Raw genomic sequence first — 19,174 nt, forward strand, 5'->3', positions numbered from 1 at the left:
GCATGCTTCCGCACCGCCCGCCTTGCTCCCCGATACAAACAGCGGCGCCTGACGTTCCCCTGATCGAGGGCTGACGTTCCGGGGGAGACGCTCCAGGCCAGCGGACAGGCCATAGGACACACCTCGATGGCGGTCCGGGTCGCCGCGTCGTACGGCCGCGCCGGACGGGGGCCGCCGGCTCCAGGACGAGAAAAAGACCCCCCTGACTGCGTTTCCGCAGGTCAGAGGGGTCTTGAAACTGTGGAGCCTAGGAGATTCGAACTCCTGACATCTGCCTTGCAAAGGCAGCGCTCTACCAACTGAGCTAAGGCCCCGGGTCACAACGAACGAGGGCAACGCCGAGCACATCCGCGCCAGGGCTACCGTCGCAGACCAGAGTACCGGGTGACCCCCGTAATCCTGCAAAAGGATAGGGACTCCCGGTGAACGACCACGCTCCGTAAGATGCTCGCAAGGTTCGCAGCAGCGAAGCCGCAGCGATGGGGAGACGCCATGGACGCAGCGCAACAAGAGGCGACGGCAAGAGCCAGAGAGCTTCAACGCAGTTGGTACGGGGAGCCGTTGGGGGCGCTCTTCCGTCGGCTGATCGATGATCTCGGCCTGAACCAGGCCCGGCTGGCCGCCGTTCTCGGGCTCTCCGCCCCGATGCTCTCCCAGCTGATGAGCGGCCAGCGGGCCAAGATCGGGAATCCCGCGGTGGTCCAGCGCGTCCAGGCCCTCCAGGAGCTGGCGAGCCAGGTGGCCGACGGCAGCGTCAGCGCGGGCGAGGCCACCGACCGCATGGAGGAGATCAAGAAGTCGCAGGGCGGGTCGGTCCTGACCGCCACCGGCCAGACCACCTCCACCGGCGGCGCTCCCACCGTGCGTCGTGTGGTGCGCGAGATCCAGTCCCTGCTGCGGTCGGTCGCGGCGGCCGGCGACATCATCGATGCCTCGGACGCCCTCGCCCCGACCCACCCGGAGCTGGCAGAGTTCCTCAAGGTGTACGGAGCGGGACGCACCGCGGACGCGGTCGCGCACTACGAGGGGCACCAGAGCTAGCGGCTCCGGACCACGACGGACGACGGAGCCAGGGCCCGCGCGCACCGCGCAGCGCCCTGGTGCCGGCAGCACACGGGGGCCGGACACGGGCCGCGGCGGACGCCGCGGCACCACGGGAACGGGGAGCGGGCGCAGCACAATGGGTGAGGTCTTCGCTGGTCGGTACGAGCTGATCGATCCGATCGGACGGGGCGGGGTCGGCGCCGTCTGGCGCGCCTGGGACCACCGCCGCCGCAGGTACGTCGCGGCCAAGGTGCTCCAGCAGAGCGACGCGCACACGCTGCTGCGCTTCGTCCGCGAGCAGGCCCTGCGCATCGAGCACCCGCACGTGCTGGCCCCGGCCAGCTGGGCCGCCGACGACGACAAGGTCCTGTTCACCATGGACCTGGTGAGCGGCGGCTCGCTCGCCCATGTCATCGGCGACTACGGCCCGTTGCCCCCGCGCTTCGTCTGCCTGCTGCTGGACCAGCTGCTCTCCGGCCTCTCCACGGTGCACGCCGAGGGGGTGGTGCACCGCGACATCAAGCCCGCCAACATCCTGATGGAGGCGACCGGAACGGGCCGCCCGCATCTGCGCCTCTCCGACTTCGGCATCTCGATGCGCAAGGGCGAACCCCGGCTGACCGAGACCAACTACGTGGTCGGTACGCCCGGTTACTTCGCCCCCGAACAGATGATGGGCGCCGAGCCCGACTTCCCCGCGGACCTCTTCGCGGTCGGCCTGGTCGCGCTCTACCTCATCCAGGGCCAGAAGCCCGACTCCCGGGCGCTGGTGGAGCACTTCGCCGCGCACGGCACCCCGAGCGCCCCCGACGGCATCCCCGAGCCGCTGTGGCAGGTTCTCGCCGGTCTGCTCCAGCCGGACCCGCACGCCCGGTTCCGGACCGCGACGGGCGCGCGCAAGGCGCTGACCGCGGCCGTCGAGATGCTGCCCGAACCCGGCCCGGACGACGAGCCGGTGGAGGTGTTCGACCAGATCGGGCCGCTGCCGCCGGGATTCGGCCCCGACGGGCCCGTGACCGCCCCTCAGCAGCCCGGTGAGCCCGCCCCCGCGGCCGCGTCCGGACCGGCGCGGCAGACCGCTCCGGGGTCCGGCGGGCAGCCCTCCGCACCGCCCCCCACGTCGATGTCGGAGACGGGCAGCTTCCACCTCGCGCCGCCGCCCGAAGCCTCGCCGTCGCAGCAACAGCCCCACCAGCAGCCGGGGTTCCAGCAGCCGCCGGCCGCACCGTTCACGGCGGACGCGCCGCCCCCGTACGCCGTCGGCGCGCCGGATCTCTCCCAGGCGCCGACCTCCGACGTGCCGCGCGATCCCGTCGCCACCCGCGCCTACACCGCCCAGCAGCGGCAGACCCCGGTGCCGGCCCCGCCGGTGCAGCACGCCGCGCCCCACGCGCCCGGGAGCCGGACGCGTCCGGGACCGCCCCCGAAGGTGGCGGTCCCGGTGCTGGTGGTGGCGCTGATCTGCTTCGCGGTCGGCATCTGGGCCCTGACCCAGATCTGACGTTCCCGGGCCGACTACCGGCCCTGCGGCGGCTGGTGGCCCCCGACGGCAGGCGAACCGGGGGCGGGGGCCCCGACGGCGCGGCGGCGGGCCAGCAGCGTCCAGACGCCCAGCCCGAGCACCAGCACGGACCCCGTGCCGATCCCGGCCGCGGCGACCACCGTCATCGGGCCGCTCCGCGCGGCCTCCCGGGCGTTCTTCCCCTTCCGGGCCACTTCCCGGTCCTGGTCGGTGACGCCGAAGACCCCGGCGTCACCCTCGTACGGAGACGTCCCGGCGTCGTTCTTCACCTGAACCGCCAGCTCGAAGGGGATCGGCTCGTCCCCGTAGGACTCCTTGAGCTTCGGGCTGAGGGACACCGACAGGTAGTACCAGCCCGCGAAGCGCATGGCGCTGACCTGGGTCGAGGGGTCGAACCGGTTGCGGTAGGCGACCGGCGGCAGCGGCCTCAGGGACGCGGAAGCCGGCCCTCCGGAGTACGACAGGGTGGCGTCGGAGACATGCCCCTGGGCGGGGTTGTCCAGCGACAGGGTGAGCGCGCTGCCCACGAAGTCCTTGGTGGCGCTCGTGCTGTTGGAAAGCCCGGCGGTGGCGTGGATCTGCTGCCCCCAGTCCACCGGAACCCGGTAGAAGCGGGTCTGCCCCGGGGCGACCGTGTCCTGCCAACGGCCGTTCTCCAGGCTGGTGGCCTCGGAGAACCCGGCCCCTCCGGTCCGCTTCTGCTGCTTGCCGGTCAGCGGCTTCGCCGAGGCCGATGGCCAACTGCCGGGCCCCTCGGTCGGCATGGACGACCCGCTCTTCAGCCGCGGCTCCTGGAGGAAGCGCAACTCCAGGTTCCAGGCATCGGGGTTGGACGTCTCCTTGCTCTCGCGCTCGACGAGGACGTCGTACTGGCCGCTCTCTTGGCAGGTGGTGCTGCCTTCCTTGATGGTCCGGGAGACATATGCGGCGATGGGACGCGCGTACTCGCCGGCGCCGAAGTTCGCCCGCTGCGAGCTGCATTGGGTGTCGTCGGTCTCCCGGAGGCTGACGTTGATGCCGTCGCCGTAGGCGGCCTTGCCGCTGTCGCCGGGCACCGCGACCGCCGAGACATAGGCGGCGGAGACCTCGTCCAGCGTGACCCGGTAGTAGAGCTTCTCGCCCGGCCCGATCGTGCTGCGGTACGGGACGCCCTCGTCGAGTTCGGACGCCTCGACGTTCGCCGTCGCCCCCTGCACCTTCTTCGCTTCGGGGTCGAACGCGTATACCCCGGGTCCGGCCGCGTGCGCCTGCCCCGGCAGGGCCGCCGCCGCGCACATCGCCGCGAGTACCGCGGCCACCACCCGGCCCCTGTTGCGCTGCCTCTTCACGCGCTTCCCCTCGTCGTCCTCACGCGCCGGTGCCGTCGACCGCCCGGCCGGATGCCGGTCCATCCTGCCCCGCCCGCACCGCCGCTGTCTCCGGCCACAGCCGAATTGCCCCCTCTTGTCCGCGTTCACGCCCCCGCCTGCACCCCACCGGAGTTCACTGGAGCAATTCATCTCTGTGCTCCGGTGAACTCAGAAGGCCGAGAGGCACGGCGTCACTGTCGTACGCCAAAGCGCGCGCACGACAAAGGGCCCGTTCGCCGGCGAACGGGCCCCGAACAGCACGAAGCCCCGGCCGCTCAGCGACCGGGGCCCGTAACAGACTGTGCCGTCTCACACACCCGAACCTGCGGGCACGGAGTCGGTCGCCTCCGTCCACAGATCCTGCTCGGCGCGATCCGCCTGGATCTGGCGGTACACGAGGAGCCCGCCGATGGCGGCCAGTGCGACCAGGAGAAGCTTCTTCACCGCGCGACCTCGTCTTTCCTTGGCGTAAGGGCCTTCTGTCGCCGACTATACACACCGGCCGATACCGATCGGTGACCTGCCCGGACCCCCGGAGCACCCCCTCCACGGCGCCCCGAACGACCTCCCGGCACCCTCTTCCGACCGCCCGCGAGGGCCTGTCCAGCCCGGTTGCACCATACGAGTGGTGTTAATCCGAAGATCGGCGCAGAGCGGGCGTCGCTCCCCGAAATCACGGCCCGGATCCACATGATCGGAGAAGTCAGCAACCGGACCGTCCGAAAGCGAGGGGCCATGAGCACCTTCCAGCCCAAGAACCTCTGGACCGCCTTCATCACCGCCTTCTTCGCCCTCCTGGCGTCGCTGGGCCTCGCCACCGCCACGGCGAGCACCGCGAACGCCACGAACGCCGCGGCGCAGCCGAGCACCACGACCCAGGAGCACACGGCCGCCACCGCGGCAACCCCGATCGCCCCCTCGGTCCGATGGACCCTTCCGCGTGACCGGGCCCTCCCGCCCACGATGAAGCAGCGCATCCGCGCCGAGGCCCACGGCTCGTCCCCGGCCACCCGGCACCTGTCGCTCGACCCCGCGGAGACCGCCCGCACGACCGGCCCGGCCGACTCCCACCACACAGCCCCGGAAGGCGACTCCCCGGCGCCACCCCCCTGATCCCGGCGCCCACCGCATTCCGGGGCCCCTGGTCCGGTTCACACCGGTCGGGGGCCCTTTCCACGCGCCCGGCCGCCCCGCGACGTCGGCGGCACGCACGGGTGAGAGCGAGCAGCTCAGCCCTGCTGCAGCGCGGCAAGGCCCTTCTGCAGGTCTTCGCTGTTCATCACCGGCTGGATCTCGATCCTCGCGCCGAGCCCCTCGAAGAGCGGCTCCGCGATGGTGGGCAGCTGCGAACTGTCCTGCATGTCGAAGACGAAGGTGCAGCACCGTCCGCCCTCGCCGGGCCCGAAGTAGGCCGCCTCCGGCTCGAGCCGTTCCGTCATCGACTTCATGATCTCCGGCAGTGAGCCGTTCTTGATGGCCTCATTGGAGATCTGCGTGTCCATGTGAGCTCTCAGCATGACCCTCATGACATCGCTCCTTCCGTCCAGGGCGACCGGCGGGCTTCCGTCCGAGCTCCCTGACATTCGGTGCACCGGGACCAGCCTTCCGCGGGTGGTCCCGGCGGTGACTTGTCGTCCACCATCCAGGCTGCCCTTCGTCATGATCTGAAGCACCCGGCGCGGACGCCTCGCGCGGGCGAAATCTCTGGAAGTTCCGCTGATCGGCCCGATGTCGGCCGGATACGCCGAAGGCCCCCCACCGTCTCCGGTGAGGGGCCTTCGTGCTGGTGGGGCTAACAGGATTTGAACCTGTGGCCTCATCCTTATCAGGGATGCGCTCTAACCAACTGAGCTATAGCCCCGCCGCGCTGTCGCGCTGACTTCTGAAGATTAGCGCACGTCGGGGCCAGTCCCAAAATCGATACTCGGCGCGCTACTCGTCCTCGGCCAGCGTGAGCTCGACGCCGCCCACGAAGCCCGCCGAAAGGTTGTAGATGAAGGCGCCCAGCGTCGCCAGCGCGGTGGCCAGCACCACGTCGATCACGGCGATGACCGAGGTGAAGATGAGCACGCGCGGCAGCGACAGGAACGACTGCAGATCGAAGCCGTTGCTCTCGTTCGAGCCGGTGGCCTCGCTGATCGTGCCGCCGACGGTCTCGAAGACGCCCATCGCGTCCATGACCATCCACAGCACCGCCGACGCCACCACCGTGCAGATGCCCAGCGCGATCGACAGCAGGAAGCTGACCTTCATCACCGACCACGGGTCGGCCTTGGCCACCCGCAGACGGGCCTTGCGGGTACGCGGAGTGGTCCGCGCCCCCGTGCGCGGCTTGCGCGTCGCCTGAGCGCCGCCCACGCCCTGCGCACCGCCCAGCGTGCCGCCGGCCGGCTGTCCGGGGCGCTGCTGGCCGCCCTGGGTTCCGCCGCCGGGCGCCTGGTACGCCTGGGGCGGGTGGTACGGCCCCGACGGCCCCGGTGCGGGCTCACGCTCGCCGGGCAGGGGCCCGGTCGCGTAACCCTCGTACTGGGGCTGAGGTCCTCGTGTGTCCGTCACAGTGCCCCCTTGGGAGTCCGTGGCAGGGCCACGGGCACCGTTCGCTCCAGCTCCGGAAGCGGCCGAACCGGCGCCCGTGGCTCCACTCACGCTCTACTCCTCGTGCTCCCCGGTCGAAGGCTCCGTGCCCTCGACAGTGCCCTCTGTCACGCCCTCGGCGTGAACCTCGGCCATCTCGCCATCGACGTCATCGGCCCCATCGACCTCTTCCGCCTCACGACCGGCCTCGGCGTTGCGCGCGATACCGACGACGGCGTCGCGCTTGCCCAGATTGATCAGTTGGACGCCCATGGTGTCACGGCCCGTCTCCCTGACTTCATTGACTCGCGTACGAATCACACCGCCGCCGAGCGTGATGGCGAGAATCTCGTCGGTCTCCTCGACCACCAGCGCCCCGACGAGCGATCCGCGGTCCTCCACGATCTTGGCGGCCTTGATGCCGAGGCCGCCGCGGCCCTGGACGCGGTACTCGTCGACGGGAGTCCGCTTCGCGTACCCGCCGTCGGTAGCGGTGAACACGAACGTACCGGGCCGGACGACATTCATCGAGAGCAGTTCGTCGCCCTCGCGGAAACTCATCCCCTTGACGCCCGAGGTGGCACGGCCCATCGGGCGCAGCGCGTCGTCCGTCGCGGTGAACCGGATCGACTGCGCCTTCTTGCTGATGAGCAGCAGATCGTCCTCGGCCGACACCAGCTCGGCGCCGATCAGCTCGTCGTCACCGCCGTCCGGCATCTCGCGGAGGTTGATCGCGATGACACCGCCCGAGCGCGGCGAGTCGTAGTCCTTGAGCGCGGTCTTCTTCACCAGACCGCCCTTCGTCGCCAGGATCAGGTACGGCACGGCCTCGTAGTCGCGGATCGCGAGGATCTGGGCGATCTTCTCGTCCGGCTGGAAGGCCAGCAGGTTGGCGACGTGCTGGCCGCGCGCGTCCCGGCCGGCGTCCGGGAGCTCGTACGCCTTGGCCCGGTAGACCCGGCCCTTGTTCGTGAAGAACAGCAGCCAGTGGTGCGTCGTCGAGACGAAGAAGTGGTCGACGATGTCGTCTTCCCGCAGCTTCGTCCCGCGCACGCCCTTGCCGCCGCGCTTCTGCGAGCGGTAGTCGTCCGTCTTCGTGCGCTTCACATAACCGCTGCGGGAGATCGTGACGACGATGTCCTCCTCGGCGATCAGGTCCTCGATGGACATGTCACCGTCGAAGGGCACCAGCGCGGAGCGCCGGTCGTCGCCGAACTTGTCGACGATCGCCGCCAGTTCCTCGCTGACGATGGTGCGCTGCTTGGCGGGCGAGGCCAGGATCTCGTTGTACTCGTTGATCTTCGCCTGGAGCTCGTCGTGCTCGGCGGTGATCTTCTGGTGCTCCAGCGCGGCCAGCCGGCGCAGCTGCATCTCCAGGATCGCGTTCGCCTGGAGCTCGTCGATCTCCAGCAGGCCCATCAGGCCCTCGCGCGCGATGTCCACGGTGTTGGAACGCCGGATGAGGGCGATGACCTCGTCGATGGCGTTCAGGGCCTTGAGGAGGCCGCGCAGGATGTGCGCCCGCTCCTCCGCCTTGCGCAGCCGGAACTTCGTCCGCCGGACGATGACCTCGATCTGGTGCGTCACCCAGTGACGGATGAACGCGTCGATCGACAGCGTGCGCGGCACTCCGTCGACGAGCGCCAGCATGTTCGCGCCGAAGTTCGTCTGGAGGTCGGTGTGCTTGTACAGGTTGTTCAGGACGACCTTGGCGACCGCGTCCCGCTTGAGGACGACGACCAGGCGCTGACCCGTACGCGAGGAGGTCTCGTCGCGGACGTCCGCGATCCCGCCGACCTTGCCGTCCTTGACCAGGTCGGCGATCTTCTGCGCGAGGTTGTCGGGGTTGGTCTGGTACGGAAGCTCCGTGACGACCAGGCACTGGCGGCCCTGGATCTCCTCGACCGCGACGACCGCGCGCATGGTGATGGAGCCGCGCCCGGTGCGGTACGCCTCCTCGATGCCCTTGCGGCCCACGACCAGCGCGCCGGTGGGGAAGTCGGGGCCCTTGATGCGCTCGATCAGCGCGTCCAGCAGCTCCTCGTGCGAGGCCTCGGGGTGCTCCAGGTACCACTGGGCGCCCGCGGCGACCTCGCGGAGGTTGTGCGGCGGGATGTTGGTCGCCATGCCGACCGCGATGCCCGCGGAGCCGTTGACCAGCAGGTTCGGGAAGCGCGCCGGCAGGACCGTCGGCTCCTGGTTGCGGCCGTCGTAGTTGTCCTGGAAGTCGACGGTCTCCTCGTCGATGTCCCGGACCATCTCCATGGACAGCGGCATCATCTTGCACTCGGTGTACCGCATGGCGGCGGCCGGGTCGTTGCCCGGGGAACCGAAGTTGCCGTTGGAGTCCACCAGCGGCATGCGCATCGACCAGTGCTGCGCGAGGCGCACCAGGGCGTCGTAGATGGAGGAGTCGCCGTGCGGGTGGTAGGTGCCCATGACGTCGCCGACGACGCGGGCGCACTTGTAGAAGCCCTTCTCGGGGCGGTACCCGCCGTCGTACATCGCGTACAGCACCCGGCGGTGGACGGGCTTGAGGCCGTCCCGTACGTCGGGCAGCGCACGCGAGACGATGACGGACATCGCGTAGTCGAGATAGGAGCGCTGCATCTCCGTCTCGAGCCCGACGGGCTCGACACGCATGCCCACACCGGAGACGGTCTCCGCCTCGGGCATCACGGGTTCAGGTGTCACAGGGGTGTTCTCGTCGGCCATTGCTGGTCAAAGTCCTTTCGAGCTGCGGCGTCGCTGGTACGGCCGACTCAGATGTCGAGGAAGCGGACGTCCTTGGCATTGCGCTGGATGAACGAGCGCCGCGCCTCGACGTCCTCACCCATGAGCACCGAGAACAGGTCGTCGGCCTGCGCCGCGTCGTCCAGCGTGACCTGGCCGAGGACCCGGTGGTCGACGTCCATGGTCGTGACGCGCAGCTCTTCGGCGTTCATCTCGCCGAGACCCTTGAAGCGCTGGATCGAGTCTTCCTTGATCCGCTTGCCGTTCTGCTTGCCGAGCGCCACCAGGGCGTCGCGCTCCCGGTCCGAGTACGCGTACTCGAAGTCGTCCCGGCCCCACTTGATCTTGTAGAGCGGCGGGCGCGAGAGGTAGACGTGCCCCGCCTCCACCAGCGGCCGCATGAAGCGGAAGAGGAAGGTCAGCAGCAGGGTGTTGATGTGCTGACCGTCGACGTCGGCGTCCGCCATCAGAATGATCTTGTGATAGCGGAGCTTCTCGATGTCGAAGTCCTCGTGGACGCCGGTGCCGAACGCCGAGATCAGCGCCTGGACCTCGGTGTTCTGGAGGATCTTGTCGATCCGGGCCTTCTCGACGTTCAGGATCTTGCCGCGGATGGGCAGGATCGCCTGGTACATCGGGTTGCGGCCGGACTTCGCGGAACCACCGGCGGAGTCACCCTCGACGATGAAGATCTCGCACTTGGTGGGGTCGTTCGACTGGCAGTCGCTGAGCTTGCCCGGCAGCGAGGCGCTCTCCAGGAGCCCCTTGCGCCGCGTCAGGTCGCGCGCCTTGCGGGCCGCCACACGGGCGGTCGAGGCGGCGATGCCCTTGCGGATGATGTCGGCGGCCTCGTTGGGGTTCCGGTCGAACCAGTCCGTCAGCTGCTCGTGGACGACCTTCTGCACGAAGGTCTTGGCCTCCGTGTTGCCCAGCTTGGTCTTCGTCTGGCCCTCGAACTGCGGCTCGCCCAGCTTCACCGAGATGATCGCGGTGAGGCCCTCGCGGACGTCCTCGCCGGTGAGGTTGTCGTCCTTCTCGCGGAGCAGCTTCTTGTCGCGCGCGTACCGGTTGACCAGCGAGGTCAGCGCCGCACGGAAGCCCTCCTCGTGCGTACCGCCCTCGTGCGTGTGGATCGCGTTGGCGAAGGAGTAGACGCCTTCGGTGTACTGCGTGTTCCACTGCATGGCGATCTCGGCCGAGAGGAGACGGTCCTTGTCCTCGGCCTCGATGTCGATCACCGACTGGTGAATGACGTCGCCCTTGCGGGAGTTGAGGTACTTCACGAAATCGACGATGCCGTTTTCGTAGTGGTACGTGACCGAGCGGGCGGCCTCCTCCTCGGCGGGCTCGACCGCGTCAGCGCTGTCCGCGCCCGCCGTCGCCTTCGCCGACTCCCGCTCGTCGGTGAGCTTGAGGGTGAGGCCCTTGTTGAGGAACGCCATCTCCTGGAAGCGGCGCGAGAGGGTCTCGAAGCTGTACTCGGTGGTCTCGAAGATGTCCCCGTCGGCCCAGAAGGTGACCGTAGTGCCGGTCTCCTCGGTGGCCTCGTGCTGGGCCAGCGGGGCGGTCGGGACGCCGAGCTTGTAGTCCTGGGTCCAGCGGTGGCCGTCGGTCTTGACCTCGACGGCGACCCGGGTGGACAGGGCGTTGACGACGGAGACGCCGACGCCGTGCAGACCGCCGGAGACGGCGTAGCCGCCGCCGCCGAACTTGCCGCCCGCGTGCAGGACGGTCAGCACGACCTCGACGGCCGGCTTTCCTTCGGACGGCACGATGCCGACCGGGATGCCCCGGCCGTTGTCGATCACACGGACCCCGCCGTCGGGGAGGATCGTGACGTCGATGGTGTCCGCGTGGCCCGCCATCGCCTCGTCGACCGAGTTGTCGACGACTTCCTGCACGAGGTGGTGCAGGCCGCGCTCACCGGTCGAGCCGATGTACATGCCAGGTCGCTTGCGGACCGCGTCCAGCCCTTCCAGCACGGTGATCGCGCTGGCGTCGTACGAGGCGGCGACCTCGCCGTGCTCACCGGCTGTGGACGGAATGTTCTCGTTGGGGTTGCCGGAATCGGCCACGAAGCGCCCTTTCTGGCACAGCACAGGCCGTTCTCCGGACAGGCGGGAGCGGCTGCGTCGTTCGGCTTGTATCGACGACTCCCGCCTCAGCGGCGGGATTACTCACCAGTCTACCGGTAGCACTGACATGAATGGGGGTTTGCCGGTACCTGAGTACGCATGTGCCGCCCTGAATGAGCGGCTGACGACTCCCCATATTCGGGAAGGGGCTCCAAGAGGCCCTGACGGGCTTTGAGCGCTTCGGCCTGTCAACCTCTCGCTACGGTGAGGGACGCTCCGGCCGTACCGCCCGGTTTCCTCCCGCGCGAACCCTGACGAACCCACCCACAAGCCCGCCCGGTACACGACAATTTTACGCCGAAAGTGCAGCTCAGCGCGGTGAGCGGTGATCCGTACGGAAGCGGCGGGAGGTGCGGAGAACCGGACCGCGGGCCCACGCCGGCCCGGCCGCCTCCGGCCGGCGGCCCGATCCCTCACCCGTAGGTGTCGCCCGGACCCTTGCTGCCGGGCGCCCGCAACGGCCCGAAGCGGCGCTCCGGGCCTCCCGGCCCGACCACCTTGATCATCCGTACGGTGCCCTGCCCCAGATCCGCGTTCAGCCGGGCCACCAGCTGCGGAGCCAGCAGCCGCAGCTGCGTCGCCCACGCCGTCGAGTCACAGCTCACGGTCAGGACCCGGGCGTCCGGATCGTCGTCGTACCGCAGGGGCACGCAGTGGTTCGCCAGATCGTCGCCGACGATCTGCGGCCACCGCCCCATCACCCCGCCGACCGCCGCGGGCGTCTCCCAGCCCCGCTCGGTGATCAGCCGGTTGATCGCGGAGCCCAGCGGCTGCGGATCCCGGCCGTCCGACCGGGCGCCCGAGCGCAGCCCGCCGCCCCGACGCGCCTGCTTCTTCTGCTGCGCCGCCGCACCCCGCGCCCTGGCCTGCTCCTTCGCCGCCCGCAACGCGACCCGCGCGAGATCGACCCCGGTCACCTCGGGCGGCTTCGACGCCCCGGAAGGCGCCCCTGAGGACGTCCCGGAGGAAGCCGAGGATGCGGCCGGATCCGGCAACGCCTCTCCCGGCCCACCGGCCCGGCCCGCGCCCTTCGCGCGAGCCGCGCCCGTACCGTTCGCACGGGAAGGCGATCCCCGTCGGCCCGCCCCGCTCTCGCCCCGGCCGGTCATACGCGCTCCACCTCGCCCGCGGTCACCGCGTACCGCGCCCCCGCCAGCACACCCGGAACGTCCTCCGCCACCGCGGCCGTCACGAGCACCTGCTCGCCCGGAGCCACCAGCTCCGCCAGCCGCTCACGGCGGCGGGCGTCCAGCTCGGCGAAGACGTCGTCCAGCACCAGCACCGGCTCGTTGCCCTCGGAGCGCAACAGCTCGTAACTGGCCAGCCGCAGCGCCAGCGCGTAGCTCCAGGACTCGCCGTGACTCGCGTACCCCTTCGCCGGCATGGACCGCAGACCGAGCAACAGATCGTCGCGGTGCGGGCCGACGAGGGTCACGCCCCGCTCGATCTCCTGCTTGCGGACCCCCTCCAGCGCCGCGATCAGCTGCTCGTACAGCTCGTCGCGGGTGCGCTCGGGGCCCACGTCGTCGCCGACCGAGCTGCGGTACTCCAGCGTCACCGGACCGCCGCCCGGCGCGACGTCCCCGTACGCCTTGTCGGCCAGCGGCTGGAGCGTGGCGATCAGGTCGAGGCGCTGCGCGAGCAGCTCGGCGCCCACCCGGCCCAGGTGCTGGTCCCAGACGTCGAGCGTGGACAGATCCATCGAGCGGCCGCCGTGCCGCCGCGCCATCGCCGCGGACTTCAGCAGGGTGTTGCGCTGCTTGAGCACCCGCTCGTAGTCGGAGCGGACCCCGGCCATCCGCGGCGAACGCGCCGTGATCAGCTCGTCCAGGAACCGCCGCCGCTCACCGGGGTCGCCCTTGACCAGGGCCAGATCCTCCGGCGCGAACAGCACGGTCCGTACGATGCCGAGCACGTCACGCGGTCGGACCTGCGAGGACCTGTTGATTCGGGCCCGGTTGGCACGGCCCGGGTTCAGCTCCAGCTCGATCAGCTGCGAACGCTCGCCCTGGGTGACCGCCGCGCGGATCACCGCCCGCTCCGCGCCCATCCGCACCAGCGGGGCGTCCGAGGAGACCCGGTGGCTGCCGAGGGTGGCGAGATAGCCGACGGCCTCGACGAGGTTGGTCTTGCCCTGCCCGTTGGGCCCCACGAACGCGGTGACGCCCGGGTCGAGAGGGACCTCGACCCGGGCGTACGAGCGGAAGTCGGCCAGCGAGAGATGGGTGACATGCATGTGCGCCGACCTCCCGGCCTTTCTGTTCCGCTGTGTCGTGCCGTGGTGCGTGTGCTGCCGCGTTTCCCGCCGCGGGCTACTTCTTGTTCTCGACCGCGTGCCCGCCGAACTGGTTGCGCAGCGCGGCGATCATCTTCATCTGCGGCGAGTCGTCCTGGCGCGAGGCGAACCGCGCGAACAGCGACGCCGTGATCGCGGGCAGCGGCACCGCGTTGTCGATCGCGGCCTCCACCGTCCAGCGGCCCTCGCCCGAGTCGGCGGCGAAGCCTCGGAGCTTGTCCAGGTGCTCGTCGTCGTCGAGCGCGTTGACCGCGAGGTCGAGCAGCCAGGAACGGATGACCGTGCCCTCCTGCCAGGAGCGGAAGACCTCGCGCACGTCGGTGACGGAGTCGACCTTCTCCAGCAGCTCCCAGCCCTCGGCGTAGGCCTGCATCATGGCGTACTCGATGCCGTTGTGGACCATCTTCGCGAAGTGGCCGGCGCCGACCTTGCCCGCGTGCACGGAGCCGAAGTCACCCTCGGGCTTCAGCGCGTCGAAGATCGGCTGGACCCTCGCCACGTTCTCCTCGGTGCCGCCGTACATCAGGGCGTAGCCGTTCTCCAGGCCCCAGACGCCCCCGGAGACGCCGCAGTCGACGAAGCCGATGTCCTTGATGCCCAGCTCGACGGCGTGCTTCTCGTCGTCGGTCCACCGCGAGTTCCCGCCGTCGACGACGATGTCGCCGGGCGAGAGCAGCTCGGCGAGCTCGTCGATCGTGGACTGGGTCGCGGCACCGGCCGGGACCATGACCCAGATGACCCGCGGGCCCTTCAGCTTGCCCACAAGCTCTTCGAGACTGTGGACATCGGCGACATCCGGGTTGCGGTCGTAACCGATGACGGTGTGGCCTGCGCGGCGGATGCGCTCGCGCATGTTGCCGCCCATCTTGCCGAGGCCGACGAGACCGAGCTCCATCAGAGATTCCTTAAGCGTCGTGGCGATAAGCGTCGGGGCCTTTGCGCCCAGGACCGAGCCTACGCCCGGCGGGGGACAGCACGGCGGGCCCGCTCCGCGCCGAGCGGGCCCGCCGGAAACTGCCGCGGATACGTCCCCCGGTCGGCCGGGGGATGCCGGGATCAGCCGGAGAGGCGGACCGGCATGATCAGGTACTTGTACGCGTCGTCCGCCTCGGCGTCGACGGCCGGGCGGCCGCTGAGCAGGGCGGGCTTCGTGGACGTGGTGAACGAGAGCTGGGCGACCGGGGAGTCGATCGCGCTCAGACCGTCCAGCAGGAACGTCGGGTTGAAGGCGATCGAGATGTCGTCGCCCTCCAGCACCGCGTCGACGCGCTCCACAGCCTGTGCGTCGTCACTGGAACCGGCTTCCAGGATGAGGACGCCCTGCTCGAAGCTGAGCCGTACGGGGGTGTTGCGCTCGGCGACCAGGGCCACACGCTTGACGGCCTCGACGAAGGGAGCCGTCTCGATCACCGCGACGGAGTTGAACTCGGTCGGGAAGAGCGTGCGGTACTTCGGCAGGTCGCCCTCGAGCAGCCGGGTGGTCGTACGGCGTCCGGCGCCCTCGAAGCCGATCAGACCCTCGCCCGCGCCGGAGCCGGAGAGCGCCAGGGTGACCGTGTCGCCACTGGTGAGTGCCTTGGCGGTGTCCAGGAGGGTCTTGGCGGGCACCAGGGCGACCGCCGACGCGTCGGCGTTCTCCGGCTTCCACAGGAACTCGCGGACCGCGAAGCGGTAGCGGTCGGTGGAGGCGAGGGTGACCGTGTCGCCCTCGATCTCGATCCGCACACCGGTGAGCACCGGCAGGGTGTCGTCACGGCCGGCGGCGATGGCGACCTGGGCGGCTGCCGAGGCGAAGACCTCACCGGGGACGGTGCCCGTGGCGGTCGGCATCTGCGGCAGCGCGGGGTACTCCTCCACAGGCAGTGTGTGGAGGGTGAAGCGGGAGGAGCCGCAGACGACCGTGGCCCGCACACCGTCGGTGGAGATCTCCACCGGGCGGTTGGGCAGGGCGCGGCAGATGTCGGCGAGCAGCCGGCCGGAGACGAGCACCGTGCCGTCCTCGTCGATCTCCGCGTCCACGGAGACCCTGGCGGAGACCTCGTAGTCGAAGCTGGAGAAGCTGAGAGCTCCGTCCTCGGCCTTCAGCAGAAGGCCCGCGAGAACGGGCGCCGGCGGACGGGCCGGGAGGCTGCGGGCCACCCAGGCCACCGCCTCCGCGAGTACATCGCGCTCCACCCGGATCTTCACCGGAACCGCCTCCTGCTGTTGCTCGCTCGCCCTGCTGGCCTTCGTCGTCTGGACCGGAGCTCCCTGCCGAGGGCTGGGGAGGCTCCGGGGTCCAGTCTGACGTACGGCACCGACAGTCGTTGCTGCTCGGGGTCAAGTCGGGCCAAGAGCTTCGCGGCGGTCGACGGTCGAGTTGTACACAGGCCCCACTTCGAAGCTGATTCCTGGCTAACTCTGGGTGGTAGTAGTAGTAGGCCTTGTGGATACCGTGGATAACGTCGTTTGCGCAGGTCAGCGACTGTTTTTTGTCCACCGGTCCTGTGGGTGGCGCCCGTGGACAACCGGGGCTTTCTGTGGACGGGCGAAAGTTCTGCACACCCGATGCACAGGAGGGGGCCACTTCTCCCCAGGCCTGTCCCCAGCTTTACCCACGTTCCCCACAGCCCAACCGACCACCTTGGTGTGACGCCTTTCACTCCGGGCGGTGAGAGCGTGTGTTGCGTTGCCGAACAGTGGACAGGGGTGTGGAGAAGCTGGGGACAACACGACTCAGCCTGTGGGCCGCCGGTGGACAACATCGACGGCCCCCTGTGGACGAAAATTCTGTCCACAGGCTGTGGATGAAGGTTGACCACAAATCCCCAGCCACGTGACCTGGCCTGATGGAGTATCGGCAGCGCGCCCTGTGGACGCAATATGGACAACTTCCCAGTCCCCAGGCTGTGGACGGAAGATTTCTCCCGGATCTGTGGAGAAGGGCCTCTGAGCAGCCCGTATTCGAACAGCGCGGGTCCGGCGGGGCGCTCGCCGCGGGCTTCGGACAGCCCGCTGGAGGCTCTGGACAGCCCGCTGCGAGGCCCTGGACGGTCCGCTGCGGGCCTGGAAACGCGAAAAAAGCGCCTGCCTCGGACCGGTGGAGGTCCGTGACAGGCGCTCAGGGAGAAGCCCTGGAGCAGGCGTCAGCCGTTCTTGATGCGGTTGGTCAACTCGGTGACCTGGTTGTAGATGGAGCGGCGCTCCGCCATCAGCGCCCGGATCTTCCGGTCCGCGTGCATCACCGTCGTATGGTCGCGGCCGCCGAACTGCGCACCGATCTTCGGCAGCGAGAGGTCGGTCAGCTCGCGGCACAGATACATGGCGATCTGGCGCGCCGTCACCAGGACCCGGCTGCGCGAGGATCCGCAGAGGTCGTCCACGGTGAGGCCGAAGTAGTCCGCGGTCGCCGCCATGATGGCCGGCGCGGTGATCTCCGGCGCCGACTCCTCGCCGCCCGGGATCAGGTCCTTCAGAACGATCTCGGTCAGCCCGAGGTCCACCGGCTGCCGGTTCAGGGAGGCGAAGGCGGTCACCCGGATCAGGGCGCCCTCCAGCTCACGGATGTTGCGCGAGATCCGCGAGGCGATGAACTCCAGGACCTCCGGCGGGGCGTTGAGCTGCTCCTGCACCGCCTTCTTCCTGAGGATCGCGATCCGGGTCTCCAGCTCGGGCGGCTGGACGTCGGTCGTCAGACCCCACTCGAAGCGGTTGCGCAGCCGGTCCTCCAGCGTCACCAGCTGCTTGGGCGGCCGGTCCGAGGAGAGCACGATCTGCTTGTTCGCGTTGTGCAGCGTATTGAAGGTGTGGAAGAACTCCTCCTGCGTCGACTCCTTGCTCGCCAGGAACTGGATGTCGTCGACCAGCAGGATGTCCACGTCGCGGTAGCGCTTGCGGAAGGTGTCGCCCTTGCCGTCGCGGATCGAGTTGATGAACTCGTTGGTGAACTCCTCCGAGCTCACGTACCGCACCCGGGTCCCCGGGTAGAGGCTCCGCGCGTAGTGCCCGATGGCGTGCAGCAGGTGGGTCTTGCCGAGCCCCGACTCCCCGTAGATGAAGAGGGGGTTGTACGCCTTCGCGGGCGCCTCGGCGACGGCGACCGCCGCGGCGTGCGCGAACCGGTTGGACGCCCCGATGACGAAGGTGTCGAAGAGGTACTTCGGGTTCAGCCGGGCGTGCGGCTCACCGGGACCCGGCGCGGGAGCCGGCTGGGCGCCCATCGGGCCGGGGACCGAACCACCGGTCCGGCCGGGACCGTGGCCGCCCTGGCGGGGCCCCTGGTCCTGGCGGTCGGGGCGCTGCTGCTCGTACCCCTGGTGCTCGGGAGGCCCCGACCGGTAGTCGTGCTGCGGCTGCTGGGGGCGCCCGGTGCCGTACGGCTCGCGCCACTGCTCCGGGGCCTGCTCCCGGTACTGCTCGTTCTCACGCTCCCGGTACGACTCGCTCTCGCGGTACGGCTCGCCGGAGGGCTGCTCGCGGTCCTGGTAGCCGCCGTGCCTCGGCTGCTGCCAGGAGAGGTCCTCCTGGGTGCGCGGCCAGGCGCCGGGCTCCGGGCGCTGCTGCTGGTAGTCGGGGTAGGCCGGCCGGGCCGTCGGCATCCCGTCGTCGGAGGGCCGGTGACCGTAACCGTCGTACGCGTCGCCCCGCGGAGCGTCGTCACGCTGCTGCGCCGGGTAGCGGTGGCCCTGCTGGCTCTGATGCGACTGGTGCATCGGGGGCGCCGGCGGGGAGGGCGGTTCGCCCGCGGAGTCGTCGACGGTGATCGCGATCCGGATGGGGCGGCCGCACTCGCGGGTCAGGGTCTCGCTGATGAGCGGCGCGAGCCGGCCCTCCAGGACGCGCTTGCCCCATTCATTGGGGACGGCCAGCAGTGCGGTGTCGGCGACGAGTGCCAGGGGCTGGCAGCGCTCGATCCACTGCTTGTCCTTCGGCTCGATGCCCTGCTGACCCTCCCCGAGGAGTTGTTCCAGCACTCGCGGCCACACTGCGGCAAGATCGGCAGGTACGTCAGCCACAAGGCACGCTCTCTCGCATGTCCCACGAATGTGTGGTTCTCGGGACGGGATGGGTCGGGTCGGGTGAGGCCCGGCAGTCGGGAAGGAAAAGAACCGGAGTTCAGCCACGGTAGTCAGGCCGACCCGCGTGGTTCAAGTTGTTGTCCACAGGCTGTGCACAATGAGGGGTCACGCACAGCCGGTTTGACCGGATGGCGTAGCCGCGCGTACCGTGACCAGGTCGAGTTGTCGATGGCTGCTGCCGCCTGCCTCCGATGGGCAAAGATCACGATCTGTGATTGTGAAGCGGTGCACTAAGGCGTTTACGCGAGTTCCTCGTGGGCGCACGGTGACAGCCAGGCGATGTCCCGCCAACACACGAATCATTTCTGGAGCCCCCGAGTGAGCAAGCGCACCTTCCAGCCGAACAACCGTCGTCGCGCCAAGACCCATGGCTTCCGGCTGCGCATGCGTACCCGTGCCGGCCGTGCGATTCTCGCGAACCGCCGTGGCAAGGGCCGCAGCAGCCTGTCCGCCTGATCGCTAAC

15 protein-coding genes and 2 tRNA genes are annotated in these 19,174 nt (G+C 69.7%); 4 read left to right on the forward strand and 13 right to left on the reverse strand.

Translation table 11 applies throughout. From position 1 onward, the window contains the following. Window positions 1–241 precede the first annotated feature (241 nt). Window positions 242–314: transfer RNA gene (locus IE272_RS10160), tRNA-Ala, on the reverse strand. 178 nt (window positions 315–492) lie between these two features. On the opposite strand from IE272_RS10160, the gene IE272_RS10165 reads away from it, so the two are divergent. Then, window positions 493–1,041, forward strand: coding sequence for a helix-turn-helix domain-containing protein (locus tag IE272_RS10165; protein WP_032790318.1), 549 nt, complete (start codon window positions 493–495; stop codon window positions 1,039–1,041). Between the two features lie 139 nt (window positions 1,042–1,180). Beyond that, a complete protein-coding gene (locus IE272_RS10170) occupies window positions 1,181–2,545 on the forward strand; it encodes a serine/threonine protein kinase (protein ID WP_190006684.1) in 1,365 nt (454 codons plus the stop codon). A 14-nt stretch (window positions 2,546–2,559) separates the two neighbouring features. On the opposite strand, the gene IE272_RS10175 is transcribed toward IE272_RS10170, so the two are convergent. Both IE272_RS10175 and IE272_RS38640 read right to left on the reverse strand, forming a co-directional pair. After that, the gene (locus tag IE272_RS10175) at window positions 2,560–3,894 is read right to left on the reverse strand and encodes a hypothetical protein (RefSeq protein ID WP_056702754.1); all 1,335 of its coding nucleotides are present in this window, start codon (window positions 3,892–3,894) and stop codon (window positions 2,560–2,562) included. Window positions 3,895–4,224: 330 nt separating this feature from the next. Further along, entirely contained in the window at window positions 4,225–4,359 is a 135-nt protein-coding gene (locus IE272_RS38640) for a DLW-39 family protein (protein WP_003958712.1), read from the reverse strand. Window positions 4,360–4,650: 291 nt separating this feature from the next. Here IE272_RS38640 and IE272_RS10185 point away from each other — a divergent pair, with 291 nt between their 5' ends. Next, window positions 4,651–5,028, forward strand: a complete 378-nt coding sequence (locus IE272_RS10185; protein WP_056702136.1) for a DUF6344 domain-containing protein — start codon at window positions 4,651–4,653, stop codon at window positions 5,026–5,028. Window positions 5,029–5,144: 116 nt separating this feature from the next. Here the strand turns inward: IE272_RS10185 and IE272_RS10190 are convergent, their stop codons facing one another. The 10 genes from IE272_RS10190 to dnaA form a co-directional block, all read right to left on the reverse strand. Beyond that, window positions 5,145–5,441 (reverse strand): DUF3303 family protein, encoded by a 297-nt coding sequence (locus tag IE272_RS10190; protein WP_073740976.1) that lies wholly within the window; start codon window positions 5,439–5,441, stop codon window positions 5,145–5,147. 258 nt (window positions 5,442–5,699) lie between these two features. Beyond that, window positions 5,700–5,776: transfer RNA gene (locus IE272_RS10195), tRNA-Ile, on the reverse strand. Between the two features lie 71 nt (window positions 5,777–5,847). Then, complete coding sequence (locus IE272_RS10200; RefSeq protein ID WP_007447367.1) at window positions 5,848–6,471, reverse strand: DUF3566 domain-containing protein; 624 nt, start codon at window positions 6,469–6,471, stop codon at window positions 5,848–5,850. Window positions 6,472–6,564: 93 nt separating this feature from the next. Next, entirely contained in the window at window positions 6,565–9,204 is a 2,640-nt protein-coding gene (gyrA, locus tag IE272_RS10205; protein WP_050359846.1) for a DNA gyrase subunit A, read from the reverse strand. Window positions 9,205–9,251: 47 nt separating this feature from the next. Next, window positions 9,252–11,321 (reverse strand): DNA topoisomerase (ATP-hydrolyzing) subunit B, encoded by a 2,070-nt coding sequence (gene gyrB / locus IE272_RS10210; protein WP_050359847.1) that lies wholly within the window; start codon window positions 11,319–11,321, stop codon window positions 9,252–9,254. 449 nt (window positions 11,322–11,770) lie between these two features. After that, complete coding sequence (locus tag IE272_RS10215) at window positions 11,771–12,274, reverse strand: DciA family protein (protein WP_018957316.1); 504 nt, start codon at window positions 12,272–12,274, stop codon at window positions 11,771–11,773. Window positions 12,275–12,462: 188 nt separating this feature from the next. Further along, complete coding sequence (gene recF / locus IE272_RS10220; RefSeq protein ID WP_050359848.1) at window positions 12,463–13,593, reverse strand: DNA replication/repair protein RecF; 1,131 nt, start codon at window positions 13,591–13,593, stop codon at window positions 12,463–12,465. A gap of 76 nt (window positions 13,594–13,669) precedes the next feature. Further along, window positions 13,670–14,548, reverse strand: coding sequence for a phosphogluconate dehydrogenase (NAD(+)-dependent, decarboxylating) (gnd, locus tag IE272_RS10225; RefSeq protein WP_050359849.1), 879 nt, complete (start codon window positions 14,546–14,548; stop codon window positions 13,670–13,672). A gap of 161 nt (window positions 14,549–14,709) precedes the next feature. Then, a complete protein-coding gene (gene dnaN, locus IE272_RS10230) occupies window positions 14,710–15,840 on the reverse strand; it encodes a DNA polymerase III subunit beta (protein ID WP_003967886.1) in 1,131 nt (376 codons plus the stop codon). 938 nt (window positions 15,841–16,778) lie between these two features. Beyond that, complete coding sequence (dnaA, locus tag IE272_RS10235) at window positions 16,779–18,647, reverse strand: chromosomal replication initiator protein DnaA (RefSeq protein ID WP_190006685.1); 1,869 nt, start codon at window positions 18,645–18,647, stop codon at window positions 16,779–16,781. A 381-nt stretch (window positions 18,648–19,028) separates the two neighbouring features. Here dnaA and rpmH point away from each other — a divergent pair, with 381 nt between their 5' ends. Next, complete coding sequence (gene rpmH / locus IE272_RS10240) at window positions 19,029–19,166, forward strand: 50S ribosomal protein L34 (RefSeq protein WP_003967884.1); 138 nt, start codon at window positions 19,029–19,031, stop codon at window positions 19,164–19,166. Window positions 19,167–19,174: the final 8 nt, after the last annotated feature.

The sequence above is a fragment of the Streptomyces anulatus genome, from assembly GCF_014650675.1.
Taxonomy (GTDB): Bacteria; Actinomycetota; Actinomycetes; order Streptomycetales; family Streptomycetaceae; genus Streptomyces; species Streptomyces anulatus.

Excerpts from the sequence above, each read along its gene's own strand:
- IE272_RS10165 (WP_032790318.1), top strand. The coding sequence starts at position 493 with ATGGACGCAGCGCAACAAGAGGCGACGGCAAGAGCCAGAGAGCTTCAA.
- IE272_RS10170 (WP_190006684.1), top strand. The coding sequence starts at position 1,181 with ATGGGTGAGGTCTTCGCTGGTCGGTACGAGCTGATCGATCCGATCGGA.
- IE272_RS10185 (WP_056702136.1), top strand. The coding sequence starts at position 4,651 with ATGAGCACCTTCCAGCCCAAGAACCTCTGGACCGCCTTCATCACCGCC.
- IE272_RS10190 (WP_073740976.1), bottom strand. The coding sequence starts at position 5,441 with ATGAGGGTCATGCTGAGAGCTCACATGGACACGCAGATCTCCAATGAG.
- gyrA (WP_050359846.1), bottom strand. The coding sequence starts at position 9,204 with ATGGCCGACGAGAACACCCCTGTGACACCTGAACCCGTGATGCCCGAG.
- recF (WP_050359848.1), bottom strand. The coding sequence starts at position 13,593 with ATGCATGTCACCCATCTCTCGCTGGCCGACTTCCGCTCGTACGCCCGG.
- gnd (WP_050359849.1), bottom strand. The coding sequence starts at position 14,548 with ATGGAGCTCGGTCTCGTCGGCCTCGGCAAGATGGGCGGCAACATGCGC.